The 26,364-nt window shown below is 62.3% G+C and carries 29 protein-coding genes and 3 pseudogenes; 19 read left to right on the plus strand and 13 right to left on the minus strand.

From position 1 onward, the window contains the following. Nucleotides 1-126 precede the first annotated feature (126 nt). Genes QP181_RS19325 through QP181_RS19340 form a run of 4 tightly spaced genes read right to left on the minus strand, consistent with a single transcriptional unit; the run spans nt 127 to nt 2,220 of the window. Complete coding sequence (locus tag QP181_RS19325; RefSeq protein WP_333929716.1) at nt 127-615, minus strand: LPD7 domain-containing protein; 489 nt, start codon at nt 613-615, stop codon at nt 127-129. Beyond that, the gene (locus tag QP181_RS19330) at nt 612-1,217 is read right to left on the minus strand and encodes a lytic transglycosylase domain-containing protein (RefSeq protein WP_333929717.1); all 606 of its coding nucleotides are present in this window, start codon (nt 1,215-1,217) and stop codon (nt 612-614) included. The genes QP181_RS19325 and QP181_RS19330 overlap by 4 nt, the downstream gene beginning before the upstream one ends. Further along, nucleotides 1,214-1,567 (minus strand): hypothetical protein, encoded by a 354-nt coding sequence (locus QP181_RS19335; RefSeq protein WP_333929718.1) that lies wholly within the window; start codon nt 1,565-1,567, stop codon nt 1,214-1,216. Before QP181_RS19335 ends, QP181_RS19330 begins: the two co-directional genes overlap by 4 nt. Beyond that, nucleotides 1,564-2,220, minus strand: a complete 657-nt coding sequence (locus tag QP181_RS19340) for a muramidase (protein WP_333929719.1) — start codon at nt 2,218-2,220, stop codon at nt 1,564-1,566. The genes QP181_RS19335 and QP181_RS19340 overlap by 4 nt, the downstream gene beginning before the upstream one ends. Nucleotides 2,221-2,703: 483 nt before the next feature. On the opposite strand from QP181_RS19340, the gene QP181_RS19345 reads away from it, so the two are divergent. The 3 genes from QP181_RS19345 to QP181_RS19355 all read left to right on the plus strand — a co-directional run bounded on the left by QP181_RS19345 (nt 2,704) and on the right by QP181_RS19355 (nt 4,823). Further along, complete coding sequence (locus QP181_RS19345; protein ID WP_333929720.1) at nt 2,704-3,327, plus strand: hypothetical protein; 624 nt, start codon at nt 2,704-2,706, stop codon at nt 3,325-3,327. Nucleotides 3,328-3,378: 51 nt separating this feature from the next. After that, entirely contained in the window at nt 3,379-3,702 is a 324-nt protein-coding gene (locus tag QP181_RS19350; protein ID WP_333929721.1) for a single-stranded DNA-binding protein, read from the plus strand. A 251-nt stretch (nt 3,703-3,953) separates the two neighbouring features. Continuing rightward, nucleotides 3,954-4,823 (plus strand): DUF7146 domain-containing protein, encoded by an 870-nt coding sequence (locus QP181_RS19355; protein ID WP_333929793.1) that lies wholly within the window; start codon nt 3,954-3,956, stop codon nt 4,821-4,823. 42 nt (nt 4,824-4,865) lie between these two features. On the opposite strand, the gene QP181_RS19360 is transcribed toward QP181_RS19355, so the two are convergent. From QP181_RS19360 to QP181_RS19370, 3 genes are all read right to left on the minus strand, one after another. Then, on the minus strand, nt 4,866-5,489 hold the full coding sequence (locus QP181_RS19360) for an SOS response-associated peptidase (protein ID WP_333929722.1): 624 nt from the start codon (nt 5,487-5,489) through the stop codon (nt 4,866-4,868). A 51-nt stretch (nt 5,490-5,540) separates the two neighbouring features. After that, the gene (locus tag QP181_RS19365) at nt 5,541-5,810 is read right to left on the minus strand and encodes an HU family DNA-binding protein (protein WP_333929794.1); all 270 of its coding nucleotides are present in this window, start codon (nt 5,808-5,810) and stop codon (nt 5,541-5,543) included. Nucleotides 5,811-6,020: 210 nt separating this feature from the next. Then, a complete protein-coding gene (locus QP181_RS19370) occupies nt 6,021-6,350 on the minus strand; it encodes a hypothetical protein (RefSeq protein ID WP_333929723.1) in 330 nt (109 codons plus the stop codon). A gap of 306 nt (nt 6,351-6,656) precedes the next feature. On the opposite strand from QP181_RS19370, the gene QP181_RS19375 reads away from it, so the two are divergent. The 4 genes and pseudogenes from QP181_RS19375 to QP181_RS19400 all read left to right on the plus strand — a co-directional run bounded on the left by QP181_RS19375 (nt 6,657) and on the right by QP181_RS19400 (nt 12,667). Continuing rightward, on the plus strand, nt 6,657-7,418 hold the full coding sequence (locus QP181_RS19375; protein ID WP_333929724.1) for an ImuA family protein: 762 nt from the start codon (nt 6,657-6,659) through the stop codon (nt 7,416-7,418). A gap of 163 nt (nt 7,419-7,581) precedes the next feature. Then, nucleotides 7,582-9,112, plus strand: a pseudogene (locus QP181_RS20180) (Y-family DNA polymerase). Beyond that, a pseudogene (locus QP181_RS19395) lies at nt 9,109-12,376 on the plus strand (error-prone DNA polymerase). The pseudogenes QP181_RS20180 and QP181_RS19395 overlap by 4 nt, the downstream one beginning before the upstream one ends. Nucleotides 12,377-12,379: 3 nt before the next feature. Further along, nucleotides 12,380-12,667 carry a hypothetical protein gene (locus tag QP181_RS19400; RefSeq protein WP_209570594.1) on the plus strand — a complete coding sequence of 96 codons (288 nt, stop codon included), beginning with the start codon at nt 12,380-12,382 and terminating at the stop codon, nt 12,665-12,667. Between the two features lie 122 nt (nt 12,668-12,789). Here the strand turns inward: QP181_RS19400 and QP181_RS19405 are convergent, their stop codons facing one another. Beyond that, on the minus strand, nt 12,790-13,056 hold the full coding sequence (locus QP181_RS19405) for a DUF1488 family protein (RefSeq protein ID WP_333929728.1): 267 nt from the start codon (nt 13,054-13,056) through the stop codon (nt 12,790-12,792). Nucleotides 13,057-13,062: 6 nt separating this feature from the next. Beyond that, nucleotides 13,063-13,350: a hypothetical protein gene (locus tag QP181_RS19410; RefSeq protein WP_107959512.1), complete on the minus strand. Its 288-nt coding sequence runs from the start codon at nt 13,348-13,350 to the stop codon at nt 13,063-13,065. 634 nt (nt 13,351-13,984) lie between these two features. On the opposite strand from QP181_RS19410, the gene QP181_RS19415 reads away from it, so the two are divergent. After that, complete coding sequence (locus QP181_RS19415; protein ID WP_333929729.1) at nt 13,985-14,269, plus strand: helix-turn-helix domain-containing protein; 285 nt, start codon at nt 13,985-13,987, stop codon at nt 14,267-14,269. Next, nucleotides 14,266-15,552, plus strand: coding sequence for a type II toxin-antitoxin system HipA family toxin (locus QP181_RS19420; RefSeq protein WP_107959514.1), 1,287 nt, complete (start codon nt 14,266-14,268; stop codon nt 15,550-15,552). Before QP181_RS19415 ends, QP181_RS19420 begins: the two co-directional genes overlap by 4 nt. A gap of 309 nt (nt 15,553-15,861) precedes the next feature. Here QP181_RS19420 and QP181_RS19425 read toward each other — a convergent pair whose 3' ends face one another. After that, a complete protein-coding gene (locus tag QP181_RS19425) occupies nt 15,862-16,872 on the minus strand; it encodes a GlxA family transcriptional regulator (protein ID WP_333929730.1) in 1,011 nt (336 codons plus the stop codon). A 52-nt stretch (nt 16,873-16,924) separates the two neighbouring features. On the opposite strand from QP181_RS19425, the gene QP181_RS19430 reads away from it, so the two are divergent. From QP181_RS19430 to QP181_RS19445, 4 genes are all read left to right on the plus strand, one after another. Next, the gene (locus QP181_RS19430; protein WP_107959515.1) at nt 16,925-17,473 is read left to right on the plus strand and encodes a cysteine hydrolase family protein; all 549 of its coding nucleotides are present in this window, start codon (nt 16,925-16,927) and stop codon (nt 17,471-17,473) included. Nucleotides 17,474-17,487: 14 nt separating this feature from the next. Next, a complete protein-coding gene (locus QP181_RS19435; protein ID WP_333929731.1) occupies nt 17,488-18,381 on the plus strand; it encodes an MBL fold metallo-hydrolase in 894 nt (297 codons plus the stop codon). A gap of 103 nt (nt 18,382-18,484) precedes the next feature. Beyond that, on the plus strand, nt 18,485-19,036 hold the full coding sequence (locus QP181_RS19440) for a hypothetical protein (RefSeq protein ID WP_333929732.1): 552 nt from the start codon (nt 18,485-18,487) through the stop codon (nt 19,034-19,036). A 341-nt stretch (nt 19,037-19,377) separates the two neighbouring features. Continuing rightward, nucleotides 19,378-19,704: a YnfA family protein gene (locus QP181_RS19445; RefSeq protein ID WP_192071796.1), complete on the plus strand. Its 327-nt coding sequence runs from the start codon at nt 19,378-19,380 to the stop codon at nt 19,702-19,704. A 166-nt stretch (nt 19,705-19,870) separates the two neighbouring features. Here the strand turns inward: QP181_RS19445 and QP181_RS19450 are convergent, their stop codons facing one another. Beyond that, complete coding sequence (locus tag QP181_RS19450; RefSeq protein ID WP_192003462.1) at nt 19,871-20,851, minus strand: GlxA family transcriptional regulator; 981 nt, start codon at nt 20,849-20,851, stop codon at nt 19,871-19,873. Between the two features lie 189 nt (nt 20,852-21,040). Here QP181_RS19450 and QP181_RS19455 point away from each other — a divergent pair, with 189 nt between their 5' ends. The 4 genes from QP181_RS19455 to QP181_RS19470 all read left to right on the plus strand — a co-directional run bounded on the left by QP181_RS19455 (nt 21,041) and on the right by QP181_RS19470 (nt 23,655). Further along, the gene (locus QP181_RS19455; protein WP_333929733.1) at nt 21,041-21,724 is read left to right on the plus strand and encodes a DJ-1/PfpI family protein; all 684 of its coding nucleotides are present in this window, start codon (nt 21,041-21,043) and stop codon (nt 21,722-21,724) included. Between the two features lie 64 nt (nt 21,725-21,788). Next, nucleotides 21,789-22,124, plus strand: coding sequence for an STN domain-containing protein (locus tag QP181_RS19460; RefSeq protein WP_192071794.1), 336 nt, complete (start codon nt 21,789-21,791; stop codon nt 22,122-22,124). Nucleotides 22,125-22,162: 38 nt separating this feature from the next. Further along, nucleotides 22,163-22,723: a cytochrome b gene (locus QP181_RS19465; protein ID WP_333929734.1), complete on the plus strand. Its 561-nt coding sequence runs from the start codon at nt 22,163-22,165 to the stop codon at nt 22,721-22,723. Nucleotides 22,724-22,797: 74 nt separating this feature from the next. After that, entirely contained in the window at nt 22,798-23,655 is an 858-nt protein-coding gene (locus tag QP181_RS19470; protein ID WP_192143096.1) for an SDR family oxidoreductase, read from the plus strand. A 317-nt stretch (nt 23,656-23,972) separates the two neighbouring features. Here QP181_RS19470 and QP181_RS19475 read toward each other — a convergent pair whose 3' ends face one another. Further along, nucleotides 23,973-25,112, minus strand: coding sequence for a DJ-1/PfpI family protein (locus tag QP181_RS19475; RefSeq protein ID WP_192003467.1), 1,140 nt, complete (start codon nt 25,110-25,112; stop codon nt 23,973-23,975). A 270-nt stretch (nt 25,113-25,382) separates the two neighbouring features. Here QP181_RS19475 and QP181_RS19480 point away from each other — a divergent pair, with 270 nt between their 5' ends. Further along, nucleotides 25,383-25,721 carry an STN domain-containing protein gene (locus QP181_RS19480; RefSeq protein WP_107959525.1) on the plus strand — a complete coding sequence of 113 codons (339 nt, stop codon included), beginning with the start codon at nt 25,383-25,385 and terminating at the stop codon, nt 25,719-25,721. A 68-nt stretch (nt 25,722-25,789) separates the two neighbouring features. Here QP181_RS19480 and QP181_RS19485 read toward each other — a convergent pair. Then, nucleotides 25,790-26,065, minus strand: a pseudogene (locus QP181_RS19485) (MauE/DoxX family redox-associated membrane protein); the annotation flags it as partial. Nucleotides 26,066-26,078: 13 nt separating this feature from the next. On the opposite strand from QP181_RS19485, the gene QP181_RS19490 reads away from it, so the two are divergent. Next, nucleotides 26,079-26,363 (plus strand): MerR family DNA-binding protein, encoded by a 285-nt coding sequence (locus QP181_RS19490; protein WP_443027611.1) that lies wholly within the window; start codon nt 26,079-26,081, stop codon nt 26,361-26,363. Nucleotide 26,364: the final 1 nt, after the last annotated feature.

Consider the following 26,364-nt stretch of genomic DNA (forward strand, 5'->3'; position numbering starts at 1 on the left):
TGAAGCGAGCGCCGGCCGTCAGCCTCCGTCCGCGCAACACCCAGACAGGCCTCGGCTGCCAAGATTAGGGACCGCTGCGTTCGATCCCAGCCAATGCTCTTACCGCATAGAATGGCGGATCGCAGGTCATCCCTTGCCCACGCTAGGTTCAATCAAATCCCATCGGTTTCCGTAGAGGTCTTCGAAGACCGCCACCGTGCCATATGGTTCGGCGCGACGCAGTTCTTCCATTCGCGCCTGTTCGTCGAAGCTCGGCTCATAGCCGCGCACGGTCAGGCCTTCGCGCGACGCTGCCGTCCACACGGCCTGACGAAACTCGGGCGAACCTTCGACGTCGATTCCTGCCCAGCCATTGTGCTTGGCGATCGTGACCAGGGCCGAGACGGTCTCGGGATCCTCGTTTCGAGCAATGATGCGATCGCCGGCAATCTCGATCGACGGATTCTCATGATCCGTCGGCAGGAACATGCCGACGCGGCGCTCGCTGCCGTCGGACGGCTCGATGATCCGGACCTGATAACGTGTCGCCAGCTCAGGCGGGATCTGGAACGCAGCCTGTCCGGCTTGCGTCTGCGCGTCGAGGCCGCCCCGCGCAACGCTGTTATCCGCGCTCATTTGAAGACCTGAACCGCGCTGGAATCGATCTGCCCCACCACCCAGCTAGCTTCGGCGATCGCTTGCTTTGCCGAGGCGGGCGTGGCGCTCGGCGCCGACGCCGACGCCGAGCCCGGGATGGGCGGGGGTGTCTGGATCGTCCCCATACCGCTCGCGGCCGACCAAACGCGACCGACATAACCATTGCGGAAACCGCGCGTCAGCGTGCCGGTGTTGTAGAGCGAATAGGTCGCCGAGATCGCGTCCAGCCCCGTATAATGCTGGATCGCGAGGCCATATCCTGCCCGCAGCATCGAGGATGCGAGCCGCAGGTTCGTACAAGGGTCGAAGGCCTGCTCGACGGTGACACCCAGTCGCGCAAAATTGGCGGAGTTCACCTGAGCCAGACCAACGTCGACCGTATAGCCGGCCGCCATGTACCGGCGCACCAGCGCGGCACCGTTGGCGAGCGACGCGGCGCGGACACGCGGCCCCTTGTTGATATTGATCGCCAGATCGTCGCCGCCGCTTTCGGTCACGACGAGGGGAACAACCGCCTCGGTCGCGATCTCAGGCGCGCATTGCTGCGCAAGCATGGTGATAGCGGCGATCGCGTGGATCATTGCTGCGTCACCGTCTGGTAGCGGGTGTCGAGCGCGTACCGCGACGTTCCGCCATCGGCCTGCGTCACGGTCAGGTCGTAGCCGTGCTTGGCCTGTTTCATTTTGACGCCAACCCCGGTGCAGGTCGGGAACGAGCCGCCGATAGCGAGGGCGTTCCAAAGTTTCGTGATCGGCGGGACGCACTCGACATATTTCGTCGGCGAACCGGGTGTCGCGAGGCAGAGGACCACCTGACACCCCCAGTCCGACGCGTAGGCGGGTTGTGGGGCCGCGACCGCCACGGCGCCGACCACGCAAAGCGCGATGGCGCCAGTAGTGCCGGCCAGCTTGGTCGTCAGGTATTGGATCATGAGCCACCTCCATGAACTGTGCGCCACTCTTCGGTTGCGAACACGTCCCACTGCGCCGGTGCATTGGCGGCAAGGGCGAGGGCCGAGGCCGGCGCGGTCGGTGCGGGGGCCGCCTCAACTCCGGCGGGCGTCGCCGGGGACGGCGCGTCGCCTGGTGCGACGGTGATGATCCAGTCCTCGTCGCCTTCGATCGGTCGGGTCCGGTCGATGACCTGCCCGGGTCGTGCGAACGCGACATGCCAGTGGTTCGCGTGACCGCGATCCCCCGGCCCGAGCAGTTCGATGATCCGGATACCGCTCTGTGCCATGAGGGCTCGGATCTGCTCGCGGTCGATCGCTTGGACGCCGCCTGCGGGAACGAAATCGATCGCCTGGCCGAACTTGTGCCAGCTATACCGCGCGCCGTAGCTGGCGTTCATTGGGCGGATCGTATCGGTGATCCGCGAGCCAAAGGCGCGACGAACGAGGGCTGCGACGTTCGACACCGAGGGCGCGCCCACGGAGCCGATAGAAGACCAGTCGTCGTCGATATGCGAGAGCGCGCAGGCATCAAAAACCGTTGCCGGCGTGATACCGTAAGTCGCAAAATCACGGCCGCGGATCGCCAGCGGCCCCGCCTCGAAGTCCGCGCCCAACGCGATCAGATCACGCACCGTCGCCTCTGCGTCAGCTGCGTTGCCCGGCTGCCTAGCGAGGACCGCACCCGAACGAACAAAGATTGCGAGCGACTCGGGAGATGGCGTTCCGGCCCCGGCTAGCCCGGCGGCACAGAGTTGAATTGCCTTCGCTACGATACTCGCCAAAAGCACACCAATGCACCATTGCTGAATTGAACCCAAGCAGATGTCGGCGACTACAGGACATCGACATCAAAAGGCTAAACCTGAAGCATAAGGCAAACAACAACACATCTGGAGCGATCCAATCGCGATTATGGAGTGATACGGCGTAATCTATTGCGACTAGAGGCACGGTATTGCACCATGACCATAGGAGATATGTTTCAAACGGATTTAGGCAATTGTCAGCCAGGCCAGCATCCAGCTGATTCAGTTGTCGAGTGGTTTCGAGGTGACTGGGGACGACGTGGATATACGGGGCATGCGCTCTTGAAGCTGCAAGCTATATCGGGCGGGTTGGCGCTCTTGATCGCCATCGGCTTCTGGTATCGGCCGTTCGACGACAAGCGGGCTGGGAGGCGCGGTGAGGTTTCGTCCTGCAGCGTCGCTGCGACGCATGACTTCTGCGATGCCGTTGCCGGCCTATCGACGGCGCTCCGCAATCCCTTCTTGCGGGTGGACCGAACCGGCATCCTGCCGCCCCGCGATACGCCAGGGGCCGTCGATCCCTCTATCACTCAGGCGAACATCGGCACGACGATCTGCCGACCCGGCTATGCACGATCGGTCCGCCCCGCCTTCGCGGTTACCGCGCCCGTCAAACGGCGATTGATGGACGCGCAGCATCCAGGCGGGTCCTTTGCCGATTACGAACTCGACCATCTGATCCCGATCTCGCTTGGCGGCGCGCCGCTCGACCTACGTGATCTGTGGCTCCAGCCCCGGCGCGGTCAGGCGAACGCGGCCGACAAGAATGCCTTGGCCTATGTCTTGTGGCGGCTGGTTTGCGCGCGCCGCGTACCACTTCGGACGGCGCAGCAGGCCATCCGGCGCGACTGGACGCAGGCCTACGACACATACGCGACGCCCGAGAACGTGGCGCGCTACCACTTTGCGCACCGCCAAGAGGAGCGCGACTAGGCTCGCACTGTCCCGCCGGATCCGATTACAACATCAACCAAGGAGGATATCATGCCACAGAATATTGCCGAGTTCCGGATCATTGGTCGCGTCGGCAAGATCACGGCGCGTGAGAAGGTCACCTATGTGAGCGTCGCCGCCAATTATAACCGGCGCGATGGCGACGACTGGAAGACCGACACGCTATGGAACAGCGTCGTGTGCTTTTCCAATGTCGGCCCCCAGGTCGAGGCGGCCGGGAAGGGTGATCTGGTGCATGTCACCGGCCGGGTCCGCGAGAGCAACCACGGGGACGGCAATGAAGTTTCCTACCGCACCGAACTGATTGCCGACACCTTCTCGATCCTGAGCAAGGCCGAAGCCGAGCATAGCTGATGAGAGGCGGGAGCGGCTTGGCCGCACGGCTCTACCTTACGCTGCGGTGTGGCCGAGCCCGCTTGGCGGTCTCGACCCGGTCGGGTGACGATCCTCGCTTTGTCGACACCTGGACGAAGGAGACCGTCGCGCAGCGCGTGGCCAATGGTCTCCTGCCGACCATCCAGAGTGGAGGATGCCGCCTCGGCCTTCGGTGATATTTTCCGGAGGCCAAAGTGACCGAAACCTATCAGCTTCACAGGACGTGGCCGATGGCGAGACTACCGCTCGATGCCGAAATTCGAGCTAGGAACATTGTCGAACAACTCGGCGGGGTATGGCGTGGCACCCGCGGCGAATGCCGCTGCCCGGCCCATGACGATGGCTCACCGAGCCTGTCCGTCCGGCTCGGCGATTCGGCCATCCTGTTCCACTGCTTTGCTGGCTGTACAGCGCTCGAGGTGCTCAAGGCGCTTCAGCGCCGGAAGCTCCATGACCGTTCTGCAGTGGCAATGCCGGAGGGAAAACCAAAGCGCGACATGGGCGCGCTCGCCCTGCGTCTCTGGAACGCCAGCGCGCCGATCGCGGGCACGCTCGCTGAAGACTACCTCGTCGCCCGTGGCCTCTCCGCGCCCTATCCCAAGGCTCTACGCTTCAACCCGGCGACCATATTCGGCTCCGGTGCCGACAGACGCGTCATGCCCGCGATGATCGCCGCAGTCGAAAACGACCTCGGACTGGTTGCCGTCCAGCGGACCTTCCTCGATCCTGTCGATGTGCTGCGCAAGCCTATCCCAAAGCCGAAGGTTGCGCTCGGACTGCTCAGCACAGCAGCGATCCGTCTTGCACCTGCGACCGACGAGCTCGGCCTTGCCGAAGGAATCGAGGACGCTCTGTCAGCAACGCAGTGGTTCGGAACGCCGACATGGGCGCTGGGCGGTGTCGAACGGCTCGCCTTCGTCGCGATCCCGGACAAGGTGCGGCGTGTGATCGTCTATGGCGATCAAGGCCGCGCGGCCGAACGCCTGCTCGAAAAAGCGCGCGATCACCTGACGGCGAACGGGCGCGAGCTCATCAGCCGCGTGCCCGAGGATCATAACGACTGGAACGACGCCTGGCGCGCGCACCAGCGCAGCGCATGAAATCGCAACTGCGGCAGTTGAATTAAGCGGATTTTGGGCGCGTCAGCCGAGCCGCATCAACTGGGAAGGGTAGGGGGCGACGAGCCCCTTCAGATCGTCCCATGGTGCCGATAGCCAGCGATCATAGTCGTCATCGTGCAAAACCACCGGCATCGCCTTTGGATGGATCGGCGCGACGATCGCATTCGGCTCGGTGGTCAAGAACCCATAGGCATTCCCGCGCTCGGTCGGTCGCCAAATTCCGGCAAAGGCAAAAATCGGGCGGCTAGGCACGTCGAACCAGTGCAGCGGCTTCTTTCCGTCCTCGCCAGGCGCGATCCCGAACTCGGAGAACGCCGTCACCGGCACCAGGCAACGGCGCGCCGGCGTTGTCAGCATCGACCGCCAGAAGCTCGAGCTAAGATTGCGCACGTTGGTCACGTACTTGGTCAGCTTGACCGCTGGATCGCGCTTGCTCGGGACCTGGGTCGGTACACCCCACTCCATCCGCTCGATCTTCCGGTCGGCGCCGTCCTGGATGACCACTTGGCCGTAGAACGGCGTCTTCTTGCCCGTCGGAAAGATGTCGGGAGCGGGGTAAGTCTCGTCCGGCTCGTAAGGCGGCCGGATGCCGAACGTCGCGGCGATCTCCGCCTGCGTCGCCGTCAGCCTGTATCGATTGCACATCCGAGCACCCTATCGCGGTGCCGGCAAGCTCCGCCCGCCGGCACTCTGGTCTTAGAACCTGTCCTTCAGACCCTTGGCGGGCGTGAACGAAACCTTCTTCGATGCAGCGATCGTCATCGCCTCGCCGGTCGAAGGATTGCGGCCCTGGCGCTCGGGACGATCCTTGACCGAGAACTTGCCGAAGCCGGCGATCGAGACCTCTTCGCCCTTCGCGGCCGCGCCTGCGATATGCTCGAACACAGCGGCAATCGCGGCCTTGGCTTCTGCCTCGCTCGTGCTCGTCGTACCAGCGACGGCCTTGACCAGTTCACCCATATTCATGCTCATGTACTTCCCTTGTGAAACTCACACGACCTTAGCCATGACGAGCAACGTTTCAACGACGCTGCGCAATGCGGCCGGCATCGCGGCTTCCGCTCGACTGTTCGAACGTTGGCATATCACCACGTCGTCGAGGGTATCGGACTGCGTGCTGACAGGAGCGTCCGCCCAACGGGCGCCTCGGCAGATGCGAAGCCTTGGCGTGGCCACCTACCGTGCACACCGCTCCCGGGTGACGCGCGGATCCTCATACAGGTCGCGGATCGCGCGCTGCCGGAAGACGTTCCACCAGCGCTGCCATCGATGCTCGGCCGCATCGTGGATCATATGGCAGCGCTGACAGAGCGCCGCGAGATTGCCGGGCATGCTGTTGCCCGGATCGTGATCGAGATGCGCGCAGGCGAGCACGACATAGGTCGTTCGCACCGACTTGAGGATCAAGTCGCCCTTCAACGTTATCCGCTTGCCACGCGCTGATCGCCAGCATGCGGCCTCTGCGTCCCACCAACGACCGTCGCCGAGATGGGCGACCCGTCGCATGTGCGGTCTCGAGCAATTCTCGCAGCGCGCGCCGGCTCGGTCGAACCGGATCACGTCGGAAAGCTGCCGCCAATCGATCGGGTAAAGCCAGCGATTTTCGGGGCGGATCGGCATCTCGATTCTATGAGTCAGCCGATGGCAGAACGAAAGAGAAATCTTCCTGCTTTGTTTGCCCTATGTTGCGCAGCCGTTCCGTCCCGCAGTCGCCCGTCGAATCCCGATTTGGTCGAACTGCTCGCCGGAATCGCCTTGACGGAGCGCCACAATAAGCGGAACATATAGAGAACGAATCGAGTTTGAGCTATCATGTTTGCCGCGTCCACTAACCTCCAGCACAGTCTCGCGCAGCTGCGAACGATCGCGGTTCCCGTCGCCGACTACCGGGTGCTGCCGTTCGAAATCCAGGGTATCGATAGCCGCCTGAGTGGCGGGGGCCTGCGCACGGGTGCACTCCACGAGGCCGCAGCGCACAGCTGCTCACTGGTCGACGACGCAGCCACCACGCTATTCCTCGCAGGCATTGCAGCACGCGAGTCGGCCCGGACCGGCGGGCCGGTATTGTGGGCAAGTTGCCGTAACGATCTTTACGCCCCCGGCCTCGAGCAGGCGGGCCTGCTTTCCGCGAACGTGATCTATGCGCAGCCGCTCGATGACGCAGCGCTGCTGGCCGTCATCGAAGACGCGGTGCGCGATGGCACACCGTCTGCGGTTATCGCGGAAGCACGGCAGGTCTCGATGGTGGCGACGCGCCGGCTTCAGCTGGTTGCGGCCGACGCAGACATCCCCGTGCTCCTCCTTCGACGACGACGCGGGCGCGAGCAGGATCCACTTGGCGAGCCGTCGGCCGCGTGGACCCGCTGGCGGATTGCCAGCGCTCCGTCTGAACGCCTGAGCGTCGCCGGGGTAGGGCGGCCGCGTTGGTCGGTCGAGCTTGCCCGCCAGCGCAGTGGCACATCGTTTTCTATGATCGTGGAGGGGTGCGATGAGACGGGTTGTCTCGCTGTTCCTGCCGCACTTGGCCATCGAACGGCTGAGACGGCTGGACCGGCACGCTATGCCGCGGCCTAGGTCCGTCGCGCTCCAGCCTCCTGTCGACGACAATCCCGGCGCCTGTTCCGTTCCGCGTGGTGGCGGTTGGCGACCCGGTGCGCGCTGGGCCCGTACCGACGCGCCGGAGAGCACCGACGTCGAAAGTCAGATCGCAGCGCTCCCGGCACATGCGAAACCGCCGATGCGCGAACTCGGCCGGCGCTCGGAAGCGGCGGTCCACCCGTACCGCGGCGCTGCGCTAGCAGATCTAGCCAGTTCGGTAGAAGCAACGGTTGCGGCCTTCCATACAATCCCGCTCGCGTTGATCGGTAAGGTCGGTCGGCGGGAAGAGGTCGTGGCAGCCTGCGCTTCGGCTGCAAGCCTCGGGATCGTCGTTGGCATGGCTGCAACGCATGCCCGCGCCTTGGTGTCGGACCTTGATTTCCGACCGGCTGAGCCGGAAGCAGATGCGGCGTTACTCGACCATCTGGCTTTGCGCGCCGTGCGTCGTTGGACACCAATCGCCGCGGCGACACCACCCGACGGGCTGTGGCTCGATCTGACCGGCTGCGATCATCTTCATGGCGGCGCGGAGCGCTTCTGCCAGCGGCTGCGCGCTTTCTGCCAGCGCACGGCCCGTGTTGCGGTTGCGGACACACCAGGCGCCGCGCATGCGGTTGCTCGCTTTGGGCGCGCCGCTCTCACCATCGTGCCGTCGGGGCGTACCGTTGAAGCGCTCGGACCTTTGCCGATCGCAGCGCTTCGTTTGAACAGCGTAGCGCTGACCGCCGGCCGCAAATTCGGGTTCGAGACGGTCACAGATCTCCTGCCCGTCGCCCGGGGGCCGCTCGCGCGCCGTCTCGGTCTAGCCGCAATCACGCGGCTCGATCAGGCGCTGGGCGGCGTCGCCGAGCCGATCACGCCGCGCCAGGATGCAGAGGTGCCGATCGTTGAGCGGCGCCTGCTGGAGCCCATCTGCACCGCGGAGGCGATCGAGCGCGTCATGGGAGACCTGCTCGCCGATCTCGCCGAGGTGCTGCAGGCGAGGGGCTCGGCGCTCGCGCCTTGCGGCTGGTAGGGCTGCGGATCGATGGAGGCGAGCAAGTGGTCGCTGTCGGTACGTCCCGCCCAACGCGGGAAGTGTCGCATCTCCTACGCCTTCTGAAGCTTCGCATCGACGGGATCGATCCCGGGCTCGGCATTGAGCAGTTCACGCTGGTTGCACCCCACACCGAACCGCTCGATGCCATCGACCTGGGAGCCGTACTCGCAGGCGAGACATTGGTGCGCGATCCTGCCCGCCTGGTCGACGTCGTCGCCAGCAGGATTGGCGCGCGCGGTGTACCGTCTCGCGCCCGTCGAAAGCCATGTGCCCGAGCGCGCAGTGATCTCGCTCGGACCCTGTCGACGCACCTGCCGTCTGGCCAGAATGGGTTCGCCCCGTTCGGTTGTTCGCAAGGCCAGAGCCGCTGTCGCGCGTGATAGCCCTGTTGCCCGACCAACCGCCCCGGCGGTTCGAATGGCGCGGCACAACCTACATGATCGTCGCCGGCGACGGTCCCGAGCGCATCCACGGCGAATGGTGGCGCCGCGACGCCGAAGTCTGGGCGGTGCGCGATTACTACCGGGTCGAGGATGACAAGGGCGGCCGCTACTGGGTGTTCCGACGCGGTGATGGCTTCGAGAGCGAAACCGGCGATCTCAGCTGGTGGATGCACGGTGTGTTCGCATGACCGACTATGTCGAACTGCAGGTGCTCACGCATTTCTCACTGCTCCGCGGCGCCTCGAGCCCCGACGAGCTGTTCGCGGCCGCGAATCTTCTCGGACTGGAGGCGTTGGGGCTATCGGACATTGGTTCCGTCGCCGGGATCGTGCGAGGCTGGGAGGCGCAGAAGGCGACCGGCGTGCGGATGATCGCCGGTGCCCGCGTCGATCTCGCCTGTGGGCGCCGGCTGCTGCTCTATCCGACGGATCGGCCCGCCTGGTCCAGGCTTACTCGGCTGCTGACGGTCGGCAAGAAGCGAGCGGGCAAGGGCAAGTGCGAGCTGCACTGGCACGATCTCGTGGCCTGGTCCGAAGGAACGGTTGCTATCCTGCTCGCCGAGGAAGCCAGCGACCATAATGCGGTCGCGCTCGCCGAGCTGAAAACGGTGTATGGCAAGCGCGGCTATATGGCGCTGTACCAGCGGCGCCGGCCGAACGACGCGGTCCGTATCGATGCAATGGCTCGCCAAGCCGCGGCTGCAGGCGTACGCGCGGTCGTCACCGGCGACATTCTCTATCACGCGCCCGAGGCGCGGCTGATGCAGGACGTCGTCACTGTGGTCAGAGAGAAATGCACGGTCGACGAACTCGGCTATCGCCGAGAGGTGAACGCCGACCGCGCGCTCAAGTCGCCGGCCGAGATGGTTCGACGGTTCAAGGCCTACCCGGACGCACTGCGCGCCAGCGTCGATATTGCGCGCGCCTGTACGTTCGATCTCGGCGAGCTGGCGTACCAATACCCGCATGAGCGGCTGTTGGAGGGGCTGAGCGCCCAGGAAGCGCTCGAGCGCTTGGCGCTGGAGGCCGTCGACCAGATGTTCGATGGGGCGGTGCCCCAGGCGTACACCGATCAGATCACACACGAGCTGAAGGTCATCGCAAAGCTTGCATACGCCCCTTATTTCCTGACCGTCTACGCGATCGTGCGTGAAGCACGGCGCCGCGGAATCCTGTGCCAGGGGCGGGGGTCTGCTGCGAACTCGTGCGTATGTTTCGTGCTCGCGATCACCTCGATCGACCCGATCAAGCACGAACTGCTGTTCGAGCGGTTCGTCTCGGGCGAGCGCCGTGAGCCGCCCGATATCGATGTCGATTTCGAGCATGAGCGGCGCGAAGAAATCATCCAATGGATTTACGAAACCTACGGCCGCAACCACGCCGCGCTGACGGCTGTGGTGCAGCGCTACCGCGCGCGGGCGCCGTGCGCGACGTCGGCAAGGCGCTGGGGTTGCCCGAGGACCTGACGTCGTCGTTGGCGGGTCTGGTCTGGTCTGGGGTTGGTCGGCCGAGGGCGTCGGCGAGAAGCAGGTCAATGAACTGAACCTAGATACGGGCGATCGTCGGTTGCGGCTTACGCTCGAACTCGCCCGCAAGCTGATTGGCGTGCCGCGCCACATGTCGCCGCATCCAGGCGGGTTCGTGCTCACCCACGACCGGCTCGACAACCTTGTGCCGATCGAGCCTGCCGCAATGGTCGACCGGCAGATCATCGAGTGGGACAAGGATGATATCAACTCCCTGAAGTTCATGAAGGTCGACGTGCTCGGCCTAGGCATGCTCGGCTGCATGAATCGCGCCTTCAACATGCTGGAGGAGACCAAGGGCGTGCGGATCGGGCTTGCCGACCTGCAGGACGACGATCCGGACGTGTACGCGATGATCCAGAAGGCCGACACGCTCGGCACCTTCCAGATCGAGAGCCGCGCACAGATGTCGATGCTGCCGCGCATGAAGCCGCGGCGTTTCTACGACCTTGTCATTCAGGTCGCGATCGTGCGGCCAGGCCCAATCCAGGGCGACATGGTGCACCCGTATCTGCGCCGACGTGAGGGGCTGGAGAAGCCCGAATATCCCCGGCCCGAACTGCGCGCCGTGCTGGAAAAGACGCTCGGCGTGCCGCTGTTTCAGGAGCAGGCGATGAAGGTCGCCATCGTGGGCGCCGGCTTCACGCCGGCCGAGGCGGATCAGCTGCGCCGCGCCATGGCGACCTTCAAGGTCACCGGCGGCGTGTCGCATTTCTCGGAAAAGCTCGTCGAGGGCATGGTTGCGCGGGGGTATCCTCGCGACTTCGCCGAGCGCACCTTCCGTCAGCTCGAGGGCTTCGGCTCCTACGGTTTCCCAGAAAGCCACGCGGCGAGTTTCGCCAAAATTTCCTACGCGTCGAGCTGGATGAAGCATCATCATCCCGACGTCTTTTGTGCTTCGCTGATGAACGCGCAGCCGATGGGGTTCTACGCCCCCGCACAGATCGTCCGCGATGCTCAGGCGCACAATGTTCAGGTCCGGCCCCCGTGCATCAACGCGAGCCGCTGGGATTGCACGTTGGAGCCGACCAGCGGCCGCTTCCTCGCGGTTCGGCTCGGGCTTCGCCAGGTGCGCGGACTGTCGAACGCCGACGGTGCCGCGATCGTTGGCGCGCGCAGCACGACATTGTTCGACTCCATCGAGGACGTGTGGCGTCGATCCGGCGTCCAGCGCGAGGCGATCGAGAAGCTCGCTGATGCCGATGCGTTTCACGCGTTCGGCGCCGACAGGCGGCAGGGCCTGTGGAAGGTAAGGGGCCTTGCCGAGGCGCCGCTGCCGCTGTTCGCGGCTGCGGATCGCTTGTGTGAGACGATCAGCGCCGAAGGGATCGAACCGTCCGTCGCTCTCCGTCCGTTGACGGACGGGCGCGAGGTGATCGAGGATTACCGCTCGCTTCAGCTGTCGCTGCGGGCGCATCCGCTGACGTTCGTCCGCGATGAGCTGGCCAGGCGTGGCGTGACCAAATGCGGGGAGCTCACGAATATCCGAGATGGCCGGCACGTCGAGGTCGCCGGCATCATCCTGGTCCGGCAAAAGCCCGGGTCCGCCAAGGGGGTGTTGTTCATCACGATCGAGGACGAGACCGGAATCGCCAACGGCATCCTGTGGCCGGACCGGTTCGAGCGGCAACGCCGCACGATCATGTCCGCGTCGATGATCGGCATGAAGGGCAGGGTGCAGAAAGAGGGCGAGGTGATCCACGTCATCTGCGACCGGATCATCGACCATGGGGACCTGCTGCACCGCGTTGGCGAGATGTCGTTCCCTCATCGGACCGGCCGCGGCGATGGGGCCAAGCATGCCGGATCGCCTGACCGGGGTGACGCGGGCTGGAAGCCGGAGCCGCGGAACTGCTACTGGCCGCCGCACGCCGAGGGCATGGATCCCGAGGACGCGGTGCGTTTCAAATCGCATGACTTTCGTTGAGCGATGGCAAAGCTCGCTCGCCACCAGCGCGTCGTCATTGCGCTATCGGTCCATATCCTGCGGAGCGGCGTCGCCCGCTGCTCGGACGCACGCGTGGACGGCGCGGAGGTTCGCTTGGCGCTTCGGTGCCTGCTGCCGCACTGCCCGGAGCGATGGCCGCTCGAGCTTTATTGGGATGCGGCGCGCCAGGAGAATGAGATCGGCAGGGCACAGGGGGTGACCGCTGCGTTCAACGGCATTGTCCGTCAGCTGCGCCGTGCGGGCCGATATGAGGAAGTGCTCGATCAGTGAGAAGGAGTGGCCGCCTGCATCGTCGGCTGAAACGCCTGGGGGTGGCGCCCGTTTGGATGCGACGGATCGATCCGGCTGGCGGTTCCTTCCGCCACGGCTTCAGCCTTCTACGTCGGCCGCAGTCAGCAGGATCGGGGCTCCCCGCCGAGCCGCTTGACGAACTCGCGCTGTGCTATGCGGTGAATGTCGCTTTCGAACTCGATGAAGACCTCCAGGGCAGTTTCGGAATCGACAGTATCGCGATCAGGATCGAGAAGCTGTGTCAGAGCCTCGCTGGTGATGAGGAACTCAACGACCCCTAAGTTGGTGGTACCCGTGAAACCGACGCTCTCGCGTTCGGCAACCCAGTAATAGTCCCCCATCTCGAAACGGACGCTGGGATTGGCCATGCCGGCTTACTCCTCGGTTGTGCTGGAAGCCGGCAGGTGCTCCGCCAGTGCTGCGATACCCTCACCGGTAAATGTCGTGCTGGAGGCACCCTCGATCTGGACAGGATGCTCTACCGTCAGGACGGCCGCGGCTTGATGCTCGGGGTCCAATCCGCGCCAATCGCGAACTGCTCGCTCGAGGTTGGTGACTTCAGCGACGTCACTATCGCCGCGCGGGACATTTTCGAGCGACGCGCTCATCCGCCAATTGATCTCGGGCGTCTTCGCGCTTTCACCCCAGGTCGCTTCTGTCATGATCGTCTACCTTCTCGCGTCTGGTTCTGGCGCAATTTCGATTGTAGCCCGACAGGGCGCGTCCGTGCCAGTCCGAAGCCCACAATCCTCGAGCTTCAAGGGCAGCGAGGGGCGACCGCGATGATATCGAGCTTTCGCAGGGCTCGTGCCATGCGTTTGGCATCGAGCAGCGCGATGCCTTGTGCTGGAAAGGCGCTGGCGAGCTGGCGCGCGGTCAATGGCGCCGACACCTGACCTAGAACGGCAAGCGCTGCTGCGTGCACCTCAGGGGGTGAAGCCTTCAGGGCGTCTAGGGCTTTAATTCCGACTCGTGAAGGTTGCTCGGTCTGATCGGTAGACCAACGACATACCCCCGCGCTGCGACAGCACGTAGCACGCCCAGCGGTACCGGTTACCTGAAGAGCAAGCCGCCACGGCCGACGCTCTGCGTGGGATTAACCGTTCTATCGATGCCACCCGAGCAGGCACTTGCATTCGCCCCTCTCGAACCCGGGCAACGCGGCTCGAACCGGCTATCTCGACCGGCAACGTAAGGTCGTGTATAACGTACCGTATCGGCCTGATGGGCGCTTATATGAGACGCTAGATGCGATCGACTGTCGCTGATACTCTGCCGCCGCGCGTGCGGCGGAGCTTGACGAAGCTAGGCGCCGATATTGCGCTGGCGCGCAAAAAGCGCAGCCTCACGGTGGTCATGATGGCCGAACGCATCGGCGTGGCCAAGAGCACATATCTCAAGCTGGAAAAAGGCGACCCGACCGTCGCGTTGGGTACATACGCCATGACCTTCTTCGTTCTCGGGTTTGGCGAGAGCCTTGGAGAGATCCTCGACGCCAGAAACGACGAGCAAGGTCTGGTGCTCGACGTGGAGCGCATGCCGCAGCGCGTTCGCCGACCCAAACCGCCGGTTTCGCTATGAGGCGGACCATCGGCATCCAGATTGGCGACGAGGCGCGCGTCGTCGGATTGCTGCACTACAATCAGCAGGGAAGCCGCGAGAGCGCGGGCTTCGAATATGATGCCGGCTGGCTGGCCGACCCCGACCGCTTCGCCCTCGAGCCCGCGCTGCCGCTCGTTGCCGGCCCGCAGTTTCACCGCAAGGCAGGCACTGGCTCTGTCTTCCATGCCGCCATCGCCGACACCGAGCCAGACGGATGGGGTAAGCGCGTCATTCAGCGAGACCATGCCAAGCGACGGCAGGACGCCCGCCGCCGCGGCGAGGAGGTCAACGCCCGCGCCTTGAATGGCCTCGATTATCTGTTGGCGGTCGACGACGTCAGCCGGGTCGGCGCGCTGCGTCTCGTCGACGAGCAAGGGATCGCGCAGCGCGCGACCGAGGATGGTCGCCGCACCACGCCACCCCTCATCGAGCTGGGTCATCTCTTGGCCGCCAGTCGCGCGGTCGAGACCAACACGGAAACCGCCGCCGATCTCGCCTATCTGCGCGGTCGCGGCACGTCGCTCGGCGGGCTACGCCCCAAATGCACCGTCATCGATGACGAGGGGCATCTTTCGATCGGCAAGTTTCCGAGCGTCGCCGACGAGCGTTCTGTCACGCGAGGGGAGGTGCTGGCGATGCGGCTTGCCCGCCGCGCCGGGATCGACGCCGCCGAAGCCCGGCTGGTCGAGAGCGATGGCGACGCAATCGCGCTGATCCGACGGTTCGATCGGCCCGCCGGGGGCGGGCGGTTGATGTACGTTTCGGCGGCGACGATGATTGGCGCGGAGCCTGGAGACGCACAGGAACACGCTTACACCGAGATCGTGGACGCGCTTCGTGTGAACGGAAGCAACCCCACTGCCGATATCGAGGAGCTATGGCGTCGGATCGCCTTTTCGATCCTGATCACCAACGTCGACGATCATCTTATGAACCACGGCTTCCTGCACGTCGACAGGGGACTGTGGCGGCTGGCGCCGGCGTTCGACATCAATCCGTTCCCGGAGCGGCTACGCGAGTTGAAAACGTGGGTCTCGGAAGAGGTCGGCCCTGAAGCTACGATCGACGCTTTGATGTCCGTGCTACCCTACTTTCGCCTGACACAATCGCGCGCGAAGGAAATGCTGTCGCAAATTGAGCAGGCCGTCGCGGGTTGGCAGGACGAGGGACGTGCGCTTGGCATGACCGGTGCCGACCTCGACAGCTTTGCTGATGCTTTCGAGCACGGTGAGCGCGCCGCGGTACAGGCGGTGCTGGCTTAATGAAACGCTAGACGTTCCAAACTATGAACAAGTGAAGGAGCTGACGATACTCCCGGTACATTCGTCGGCTGGCGGGTCGGCCGACTATTGGCGCTTATTTGCGATGGCGATCTTAAGCTATGAAATTCTGCTCTTGCGACTAGTAGTCGTACTGAGATGGCTGGCTGCTTTCTGGGTAATTCTTTTCGAAAGCAGCCTGTCCGCTATTGGGAAGGCAGATGGCGTTAGCGGGCTTTCGCTGAAGCCATCTGCCTTTCTCAAAAACGATGGTATTTTGGGAATCGCCTAGGTGGGCGGTGAAAGCCAATTTCAGGCTACAGTCTTGACCGCCGTAGCGAACCGTCGCCGATAATCGGAAGGAGATAAGCCGACAATGCGATGGAATACCTTACGAAACGCGCTTGGATCGGTGTAGCCCACGTCCCAGCCGATTTGGTCGATAGCAAGCCTTGTATCACGCAGCTTTGTCTTGGCGTTCGATACTCGCAGGCGTTGCCAGTATTCGGTCGTGGTATAGCCGGTCGCTTTCTGAAAGCGTCGTAAAAGCGTCCGTTCCTCAAGGCTAGCTTGAGCTGCAAGCGCTGCCACGTTGACGGTTTTGCCCTTATTACTTTCCAGGAATTCTTGCACCTTCAATATAGCCTCGTCCTTGTGGCCAACGTGGGGACTGAAGCCGCTGTAATAGCTCTGCTCGCGTCCGGGCGGATCAATGAGGAAGCCACGGGCCACTTCTATCATCACGGCATCCCCCATGAACCGCGCGATGATCGTCAAGCAGAGATCGGTCCAGGCCATGACGCCCCCGGCCGTGATGATGTCACCATCGTCGATGACGATCCGGTCGGTTTCGACCCGCGCCAAAGGGAAGCGGCTTCGAAAGCGATCTTCGTAGGTCCAGTGCGTCGTGACGGTTCGGTTGTCGAACAAGCCGGTATCGCCAAGCACGAATGCACCTGAGCAGATGGAGGCCAGCACGGCGCCCTCGGCGTGCCGTTCGAGCAACCAGCTCTTTATATCTGGATCCCTGTCATCATGCGGGCCATCCAACGCCGGTGGCAAAATGCATATCGATGGATCAGTGCTGCATGACGCCGAGGAATAAACGCGCTCCAACCGGCCCGTTGCCTTCGCTGCAGCCCAGTGACTGACCACTAGCCTGGATCTGTGCGCTTGCGCCGGCAACGAAGCGGCAATGCGATCGGCAGCAATCAGGAGATCCGTCATGCCCAAAATCGCTGCTTGCTGGGCTCCACGATAGGCAAGAAGAGCAATTTCCATCATGTCATTTCTAACCCGGTTTTTGTCGCTGTCGCCACTCATATAGGCCTGATCATCCTGTTAGACAGGCTCCATACTCAACTGGAGCAATGTTGTGGCCAAACGAGCCCTGATCGTAGTCGATCTGCAGAACGAATATGAAGCCAGTGGCAAGCTGCCGCTGGAGAATCTGGATCAAGCCGTCGCGAATGCGAAGCGTGTCCTCACGGCCGCGCGTGACGGCGAGGAGATGATCGTTCACATTCGTCACGAGACACCGAATTTGGACGTGGTACCTTTTGCGATTGGTACGAGCGGCACCGAAATCATCGCGGCAGTAGCGCCCGTCGATGGTGAAACAACGCTCACCAAGCACTACCCCAACGCCTTTCGCGACACGGGGCTGAAGGCGCTGCTCGATGACGCGAGCGTGCAGGAGGTGATCATCGTCGGCGCGATGAGCCACATGTGCATCGATGCGACGGCTCGCGCAGCGTTCGACTTCGGTTATGCCGTGACCGTCATCGATGATGCCTGTGCCACGCGCGCGTTGTCGATCAACGGCGTCGAGGTTCCTGCGGCCCATGTCCACGCTGCCTTCATGGCCGCACTCGCCTTTGCCTACGGTCAGGTAGTCTCCACCGCCGACTTCCTTCCTGCCTGAGCTGGAGCATTACTATGACATCGGAAACTCTGTCCGGCCTCTCTCGCCGCCAGCTTCTGGCAGCCGGTGGTGCCGCTGCCGTTACCCTCAGCGTTGCCCCTTCGCTCAAGGCAGCGCCGTTGCCTGCGCCAAGCACCGGGGACTCGATAGTCCAGATCCGGAACGCGACAATTCGCGTCAACTATGCCGGGGTGCGGTTCCTGGTTGATCCCATGTTTGCGGATCCAGGGGCTTATCCGGGCTTCCCTGGTTCGGCGATGAGCCATCTGCGCAATCCGCTCGTTCCTTTGCCAGTTGCAGTTGCAGACCTTGTCGATGCAGACGCTGTTATAGTTACCCATACGCATATCGACCACTGGGACGACGCCGCGCAGAAGGCACTGCCGAAGGCGATGCCAATCTTCGTTCAGAACGCAACGGACGCTGCCACCATTCGGGGGCAGGGCTTTTCTGATGTGCGGATTATGACGACGGATACGCGCTTCAAGGGTGTTCAACTTGCCCGGACAGGCGGGCATCATGGCGGAGATGCTGTGTTGCGTGCAGTGCCAACGCTAGATCCCGTTAGCGGCGTTGTCTTTCGTCACCAATCGCACAAGTCGGTTTACGTCGTGGGGGACACCGTTTGGGATGCAGCCGTGTCGCAGGCGGTACAGACTTACAAGCCTGACGTCATCGTCCTCAATGCAGGGTATGCCCAATGGGTTGATCTCGGCCCGATCCTGATGGGTCCACAAGGGGTACTATCCGTCCATCGCGCGGCACCGACCGCTCAGCTCGTCGCGACGCATATGGAAGCAATCAATCACTGTGTCCTTAGTCGGGCCGATCTCGCAGCCTTTGCTAAAAAGGAAGGCTTCGCTCAGCGGCTACTTATCCCCGCCGACGGCGAGAATATTTCGATCTAAGCAAGGCGCCGTGGGCCAACAACGGTGATGCTGCCCCACGGCGTCAGCAACGGCTTGACATGCGGCTAGCGGATTAGTCCTTGATGTCAGCAAGGAGATGGGGATGAAAATCGGGCTTTTCGTATCAGCTTTTGGGATGGCAGTCGCTACTCCCGCGTACGCTGAGCCTACCCGTGTGGTGGTTCGGGTATTGAGTCAGGACGGCAAGTTTGTCGGCGATCATACTGGCGGTGCGCGCATCACCCTCCGCGACGCCAAGTCCGGTAAAACGCTGGCTCAAGGCATTACGAAGGGCGGCACCGGGAACACCGACCGGATCATGCGAGCGACCGGTCGCTCTCCACTGTTGCAAACCGACGGCGCGGCAACCTTTGATACGATTGTCGACATTGCAGAGCCAACTCTAGTCGATCTCGAGGTGGCTGGACCACTTGGGCGGCTTGGGTCGCTCCTCCAGGTAAAGTCTCAACGATGGATGGTGCCAGGCCAGGCAATCGATATCGGCAATGGCTGGATGGTCGAACTGCCTGGGCTGGCGATTACCCCGACCGCAATGCGCAGCGGCAGTGCCGTGGTGGTTCAAGCTAAGGTCGAGTTGATGTGCGGATGCCCAATCACCCCGGGGGAGAATGGGATGCATCGGAGTATGTGGTAACAGCATCCGTCTGGTCGGCCGGCAAGAAACTGGTGACAACATCGCTGCCGTTTACGGAATCTCCCGGCGTATTCACCGGCTCAATCGACGTACCATCGTCCACCCCGACGCAGATTTACGTCAGCGCCATCAATACTAAAACCGGAAACTCCGGACTGGTTCTAATACCCAATTTTCAGCGTGACGAATCTCGCAGTGATATAGAGTAGCCATCACTTTATAATTCTTAAGAAGATATTTAAAAAGCTTTATTCCCGGTTCAGCTTCCCCATTGGATTAGATGATCAGTAAAGCATGAAAACCTTACTGACATCATCGCGCCGGGTTGCTAGGCTTTAAAAATGCTCTCGATCTTTATCTACGGCGGTGCAGCTATCGCGGAAATTGCCGGTTGCTTCGCCTTTTGGGCGTGGCTTCGCATGTCGAAGTCACCGTTCTGGCTTATTCCCGGCTGCCTCTCGTTGGTGATTTTTGCCTATCTTCTGACCCGCGTTGATAGCGCTGCTGCGGGACGTTCCTATGCCGCCTATGGCGGCATCTACATCACCTTTGCAGTTTTATGGCTCTGGGGAGCGGAAGGTGTCAGGCCTGACCGCTGGGATTTGGTTGGCACGGCACTCTGCATTCTAGGTACCGGCGTAATCTTCTTTGGACCCCACCGCGCTTAGCGGTCTGCATTCCCGACTGAGAGGGTCAACCAAGCCGCCCAGATGGGACAGGCACAAGGCCCCGCCACCTCCGCGCGACGGTCCCAAGATCTATTGCTGCTAGCGCTTCCCGAATGAGAAATAGCAACGAAGATGAGGAATTACAGGATCTGATGTGTCAGCACCGTTATGCTGGAGGCCAGCAGGTAAGGCCACTAACGTTTACTGCAAATGGCTGGTCAAGCCGACGCTGCGTCTGCGGCGGATGACCAAAGTTGCGTAGGAATGCGCACCGCATGCGCTCCGCATCTGCGAACCCGACAAGCAGCGCGACGGTTCCGACCGGTTCATTCCCGTCGCGGAGACGGATGCGTGCGGCTTCGCAGCGCAGACGTTCGATCGCACGTGCAGGTGATTCACCCGTCTCCTTCCGAAACAGGCGAGTGAATTGACGAACACTAAGGCAGGAAGCCTCAGCAAGCCGATCGACTGATAACGGTTCTGAGAGGTGGTCGCGTGCGTAGGTTAGCGCCTTGCGGATGCGGTCGGTCCGCGGCTCCATCTGGGAGATTGCCGCGTACTGCGATTGTCCACCTGGTCGCCGGTGATACACGACGAGCTCGCGTGATACCGATTTGGCTATTTCTGCGCCGTGATCGACTTCAATGCGTGCCAGCATCAAGTCAATACCAGCGGTCATGCCCGCTGACGTCCAGATCGCACCATCGTTGATGAAAATCCGGTCTGCATCGACCGTCACTCTAGGATATCGATCCTGCAGTCTTTGCGCGAACTGCCAGTGCGTTGTCGCTCGTTTGCCGTCCAGATAGCCCGCAGCGGCAAGTAGGAACGCACCGGTGCAAATGCTTGCGATGCTCGAGGCTTCGGCAGATGCACGCTGAATACCTGCAATGTTGTCAGGTTCCAGCATCGGTTCGATCATGCCCCCCACCACCACGACCGTCTCGACCGGGGACGACCCCGCGAGACGTGCCGCCAGGCTGAGCCCCGCATCACCCAAAACAGTATCGCCGTCTTTGGAGATGAGTTCGATCCGGTAATACTCTGCACCAAGCAAACGGTTTGCCGCAGTCAGAGCCGCCGTTGGCCCGGCCAGATCCAGAAGTTGAAAGCCTTCGCACAGGTAGAAAGCGAACGGCGCTGACATCGTACCTCCTCATGAACCAAGCCAACTCACCTCCTAGGCAAGTTGCTTCCGGACGCATCGGCAAAAGCGACCTATGGCCGAAATTGAGGGATTAATGCCCTACAGCCATCCGTGACGGGGCGGTAGTGCGCTCGTTGCCAACTGACACGTGTGACGGAATCAGCCATGAAGATCACCTCCTACGATGGCATGCTCGCCTCGCTCGCGCCCGAAGGCGTTCCGCCGTTCCACGTTGGTATCCTGATCGGACCCGGCTTCGTGCCGATGGACATCATCGGTGTGCAGACCGTGCTGGCGATGATGCCGGGATCGCAGATCCACTTTATCTGGAAGAACCATGACGTGGTCGAAGGCTTTCGATCGTGGCCGACCGTGCCTACGGCCACCTTCGAGACGTGCCCTCCGCTGGACGTCTTTGCGGTTGGTATGAACCCACCCGAAGTCCAGAATGATCCAGACGTCATCGCTTTCACCCGGAAGGCGGCTGAAAGCGCGCGATATGTCATCGGCGTCTGCAATGGCGTCGCGCTTCTGGGTGCGGCCGGGTTAATCGAGGGCCGGACGGTCGCAAGCAACTTTGCCGCCGAACGGCTTCTCGAGGACCTTGGCGCAGCCAAGGTGCTGGCGTCCGGCTCGGGGGCCGCGGTCGACGGCAATCTCTATACCGCTGGCCCCGGCATCGGTAGCTTCGAGGTGGCGCTGCTGGTTGCGGCAGACGCGTTTGGACGCGAAGCAGGCGAACTAGCGGAGTTCGCGATCGAGTATGACCCGCACCCTCCGTTCCGCACAGGCACCGTGGATGCTGCTTCATCGCAGATGCGAGACGCCGCCCGAGGGATGATCGGACCGATCATCGCTCAGTACCGCCGCTGAGGAGGCGACCCGTCCTGACGGGTCATACCATCGGCAAGTCCTGCTTCAGTCAAAGGATGAATTCATGTCCAAGTTCCTTCTTCCGATCGCAATTGGGTTCGTCGCGCTACTGCCACATGCCGGCAAGGCGCAGGACGCCAGCTTCTACGACTGTCAGAATGACAGGATTCCGATCGCGATCGCGTCGATGCCGTTGGACAAGGCGTTGGCCAAATTCACCAGTGTCACCCGTTGCCCGGTTTCGATCGACACGGATCGGGTAAGAGGCCGCTCGACGCGCAGCATGAAGACCGTGCTGATCAAGGGGCGGTTGACGCCTGAACAGGCACTGGTCCGCATGTTGCGGAATACGCCGCTCAGAGGCCGGATGATCCACGGCGGCTTTTCGGTGAGCAAGTAACCGTGGGTGGCGTCTCGTTCCGGAACGATGGGCCACTGATGGTGACCGCTTCGGGGCGAGAAGTTTCGCGCTATCCCCTTGTTTTGCGACTGCTGCACTGGAGCCGTGCGCTGCTGGTTATCGGGTTGCTCGGTGCAGGGTGGTGGATGACCCGGCTCGACGATACGGTTCCGTCAAAATACGGCACGTTCTATCCGACCCACAAGTCGTTCGGGCTGCTGGTCTTCGGCCTCATCGTCACCCAGATCGCGATCCGATTGCGAACTGCGCTGCCGCCACCCGCTGCCGCAATTGCCATCTGGGAACAGCGGATGTCGACCTCGGTCCATACCGCTATGTACGTACTGCTAGTGGCAGTGCCGTTGATGGGCTACGCTATGTCGAGCAGCTATAGTCAAAGTGACGGAGTCACTTTGTTCGGCATTCCCGTTGCGGAGTTGCTGTCCAAGGATGACGCTCGCTTCGCAGTTTTCCAGTGGCTGCACCGAGTTATGGCCTACATGCTTCTGACCTTGATTGGGCTGCATGTCGCTGGTGTCGTGAAGCACCGGTATTTCGACACACGGCCTGGAAGCGATGTCCTGCCGCGCATGTTCTAGGCTGCGCCGGAACCGAAATCATCGAACTCATCCGTGTCGGTAGATTAGCCGGCGTTATCGAAAAGGAACATTACATGTCCTACATCATCCATGGCGCGACTGGAGCGCAGGGCGCGCCCCTCTACAAGCAGCTTCTCGCATCCAATCGGGCTGCGCTTGCTGCGGTACGCAGCCCCGCCAGTGCGCAAGACATGCCCGCCATCATCATGGACAACGGTTCGATCAAGTCGCTGATCGCTGCTTACACCGGTGCGGACGGCGTGTTCGTGCATCTGCCGCAGACGGCAGAATCCGTGCGGCTGGAACAGGCGAACAACATTGTCGAGGCAATAGCCGTCGCCCGGCCGAAGCGCGTTGTGATCTCAACCAGCGGCGCGATCGTTGATCAGCCCGAAAGCATACTGCAGGCATCTGCTGATAGTGCTATCGCAACGCTGCTCCGCGGCGTCGCCGGCAGCGGCGTGTCTCATGCTGTCATCGCGCCGCGCCAGTATCTGGAAAACCTGCTGCTGCCGATGGTTATCGGGCCGGTGAAGTCGGAAGGCGTATTGCTCTACCCGATGCGCGAAGATTTCGCCGTGTCGTGGAGTTCACACCTCGATGTGGCAATCGCGGCGGAACGGCTGCTGACCGACCATTCCGTGACTGGCATAGTCGGCATCGGCCATATCCCAGGTCTGACAGGACCGGAACTGGCCTACGCGTTCTCAGAGCATCTTGCTCGCGAGATCCGGTTCGAGGCGCTGTCTCCCAAATCATTTGGCGCGCAGCTCGAACCACTGATCGGTCCTGCTGCTGTGAACATCGCAAGCTTCTACACCGCGCTCCTGCAGATGCCTGATAACGTGGTGACTGCCAACACCAGCGCGCAGGAGCAACTCGGCCTTTGCCCGCGCAGCGTGGGGCAGTGGCTCACCGACATGGGAATTTAGGAGAGCCAGATCGGGCAGTTAGAGGGCGTTAATTTAGATTCCCCCTCCAATCGCAATTCGGTCAGCAAGCAACACTGATGTTGGCACGACCTTGGCATAGGCGAAGGCAAGCGCTGCCATGAACCTCGCGTGGACCTGTGGGGCCAGGACGTCGACGCCATCGCTGAACCGCGCGTGCGTAGCGCAGGCGTCGCCGACCACCGTTCGAAATCGAATGAGGCACGCGCGGTTGCGTCGATGCACATGTGGCTCCCCATCCGATTACCGACGACGGTTCGCGAGCGGGGATCAGCCAACGACCTGAATGGTGCCTGGGATTACGTCGGTCCGGGATATTCCATGAACAGGGCGACATGACGCGCGGCCTTCGGACCGTAGGTCTTGGTGATGTCGGCCAGCGCGATGTCCAGCGCGCGAGTGGCTTCATGTGCTTCGAGCGGGGCAAGGGTGCGATCGACTTTCGTGGGGCTTCCTGCCACCAGATCGGGCAGGAGGACCAGCCCGTGTGCAAGTCGCAGGGGAGCTCTGCTTGCCGCGACGGCGTAGGCCATCGTGTTCCCCGTCCGGCTGTAGGACTCTGCGGTCAACGCAAGCGCGATCTCGTCGTCTCCCGTCTTTACCGGGATACCGAGCTTGACATCGGGCTTCGCATCGCGCGCCGGCATGTCCGCATTACCCGGATCGGACTGGAACGCGTCGCTGTCATGCTTCGAACTCCAGCCGTCGATGCCGACGTCGCGTGCGACCTGGGCAGCCTTGGCGGGACCGGCGATCGCCTCGACAAGCGCGATCGAGGTCGGCATCGAGGCACTGACGCCGGCACTGGAGACTACTTTGCCGTCGGCGACGTAGCGGATGTTCTTCTGCCATTTCACGTTCGGGAAACGCCGTACCCGCATCTCTTCGTTGCTGTAGTGCGAGGTCGCCCGGTGGCCGTCGAACAGGCCGGTGTTCGCGACCGCCATTGCACCGTAGCAGATGCTGATTACGGTGCAGCCTTTGCCCGCCTGCGCCTTGATCCACCGCAGCAGGCCCGCATCACTGTCGTTTTCGACGGCCGGAACGAAGATGTAATCAGCGCCCTCGGGATGGTTCTTGTCGAATTCGTCCACGGTCGTCTGCAGCTGGAAGGTGAGAGGCTGCATCTTCACCGGACCAGATGTCACCGACACTGATACGACGTCGGCCACATCCGAGCGTGCCATTACCCCGAATGGAATGCAGAAATCGCTGATGATCGTGCCCTCGTTCAAGCCGACGATGGCGACGAGAGGCTTCGAGCGACCGAACCTTGGTTTGTACGGCGCTATTCTCTCCGGATTTGGGTTCTTGGAGGCGTCGAAGAGCGATGATGTCTTGGCGGCCTGTCCGGCGATCGCGGCCCTGCCAGCGAGTGCGAGCCCACCTAGTGTCACGGCTGCGGAGATGAGCGCTGTCCGTCGATTGAAGTCTTGCATGGGGATTCCTGATTGCCGCCTATGCGACGATCTGTCTGCCGACGAAGCGGTGGCGTAAAGGACTTGGATCACTGGTTTTGCGCCATCGGGCACTTGGTTCTCAAAATTGGTGTCGCACAAGCCGAGCGATGCGTATGCGCTCGGTACCGGTACATCGGGTCAACGAGGCACCTACATGTTCAGAAGACTGAAATGACAGTCCGTTAGAGAGGATTGCCGTCACGGCATACGGCCCGCGACGGCCATCTCGCATACATAAGGATCAAGCGAATGCGCACCTCCATCGCCCGACTGGTAATTCCAACATTGGCTGTGATGGTGACCGGCATTGGCGCCAACGTCAGCGCTCAGGGTCTCCAGTATGACTGCCGGAATGAACCGGTCGCCATCGCCATCCCGGGTGATCGACTGGACCGGGCGCTCAACCAGCTGCGCCTCACGACCAGGTGCCCGATTTCCGGCACGAAGCTGGCCAAGGGCAAGCGCTCAAAGCCGGTCGTCGGCACCATGGTGCCTCAACGGGCGTTGCAGGCCATGCTGGACGGTACGGGATTGCAGATGCGATCGATCAAGGGCGGATTCGAAATTGTCCGCGTTCCTCGCAACTGAACGTCAATGCCGAAAGGAGCATTGATCCGGGCTCATTCCCAGCCCGGTCATGCTTTCGAGGATGCCGATCACAGGGTTGGGTGAACCGAAAGCCCCATCCATGCCGCCATCGCGATCATCATCAGGTTCTCGGTCAGCGACAGGAAGCCGAGCGGAACGTTGCTTGATCCGCCAACACACGCGCACTTGAGATCACGTCGGTCTATATATACGGCTTTGACCACGGACACCGCGCCGACCCTACCGATGACCAGCGCGATCGGCACCGACAGCCAGGTCAGCACGCCTGCGATCATCAGTACGCCCGCCAGTCCTTCGGCGAACGGATAGACGTACGAATACGGCCAGTCGGGGAGTATCCGGCGCTATAACAACGACGATGTTCGTAGGCTTCGGTTCATCCGTTCCGCGCAGGCAGCCGGTTTCACGCTTGAGCAGATCGGCGAACTGCTCGCGCTCGACGCGACCGAGGATCGGGCAAGGGTCCTGGCGCTGGCGAAGGAGCGGCTCGTTGCGCTGGGCTTTCAGATCGAGGCGCTGGAAAAGGCGCGGGACTCGCTTCGACGGCTAGCACGCGAATGCGCCAGCGGTTCCGCGGGACCGTGCCCAATCCTGACCTCGTTCGATCACGCCGGAGGATGAA

It is taken from the genome of Sphingomonas sp. LR55 (assembly GCF_036856015.1).
Classification (GTDB): domain Bacteria; phylum Pseudomonadota; class Alphaproteobacteria; order Sphingomonadales; family Sphingomonadaceae; genus Sphingomonas.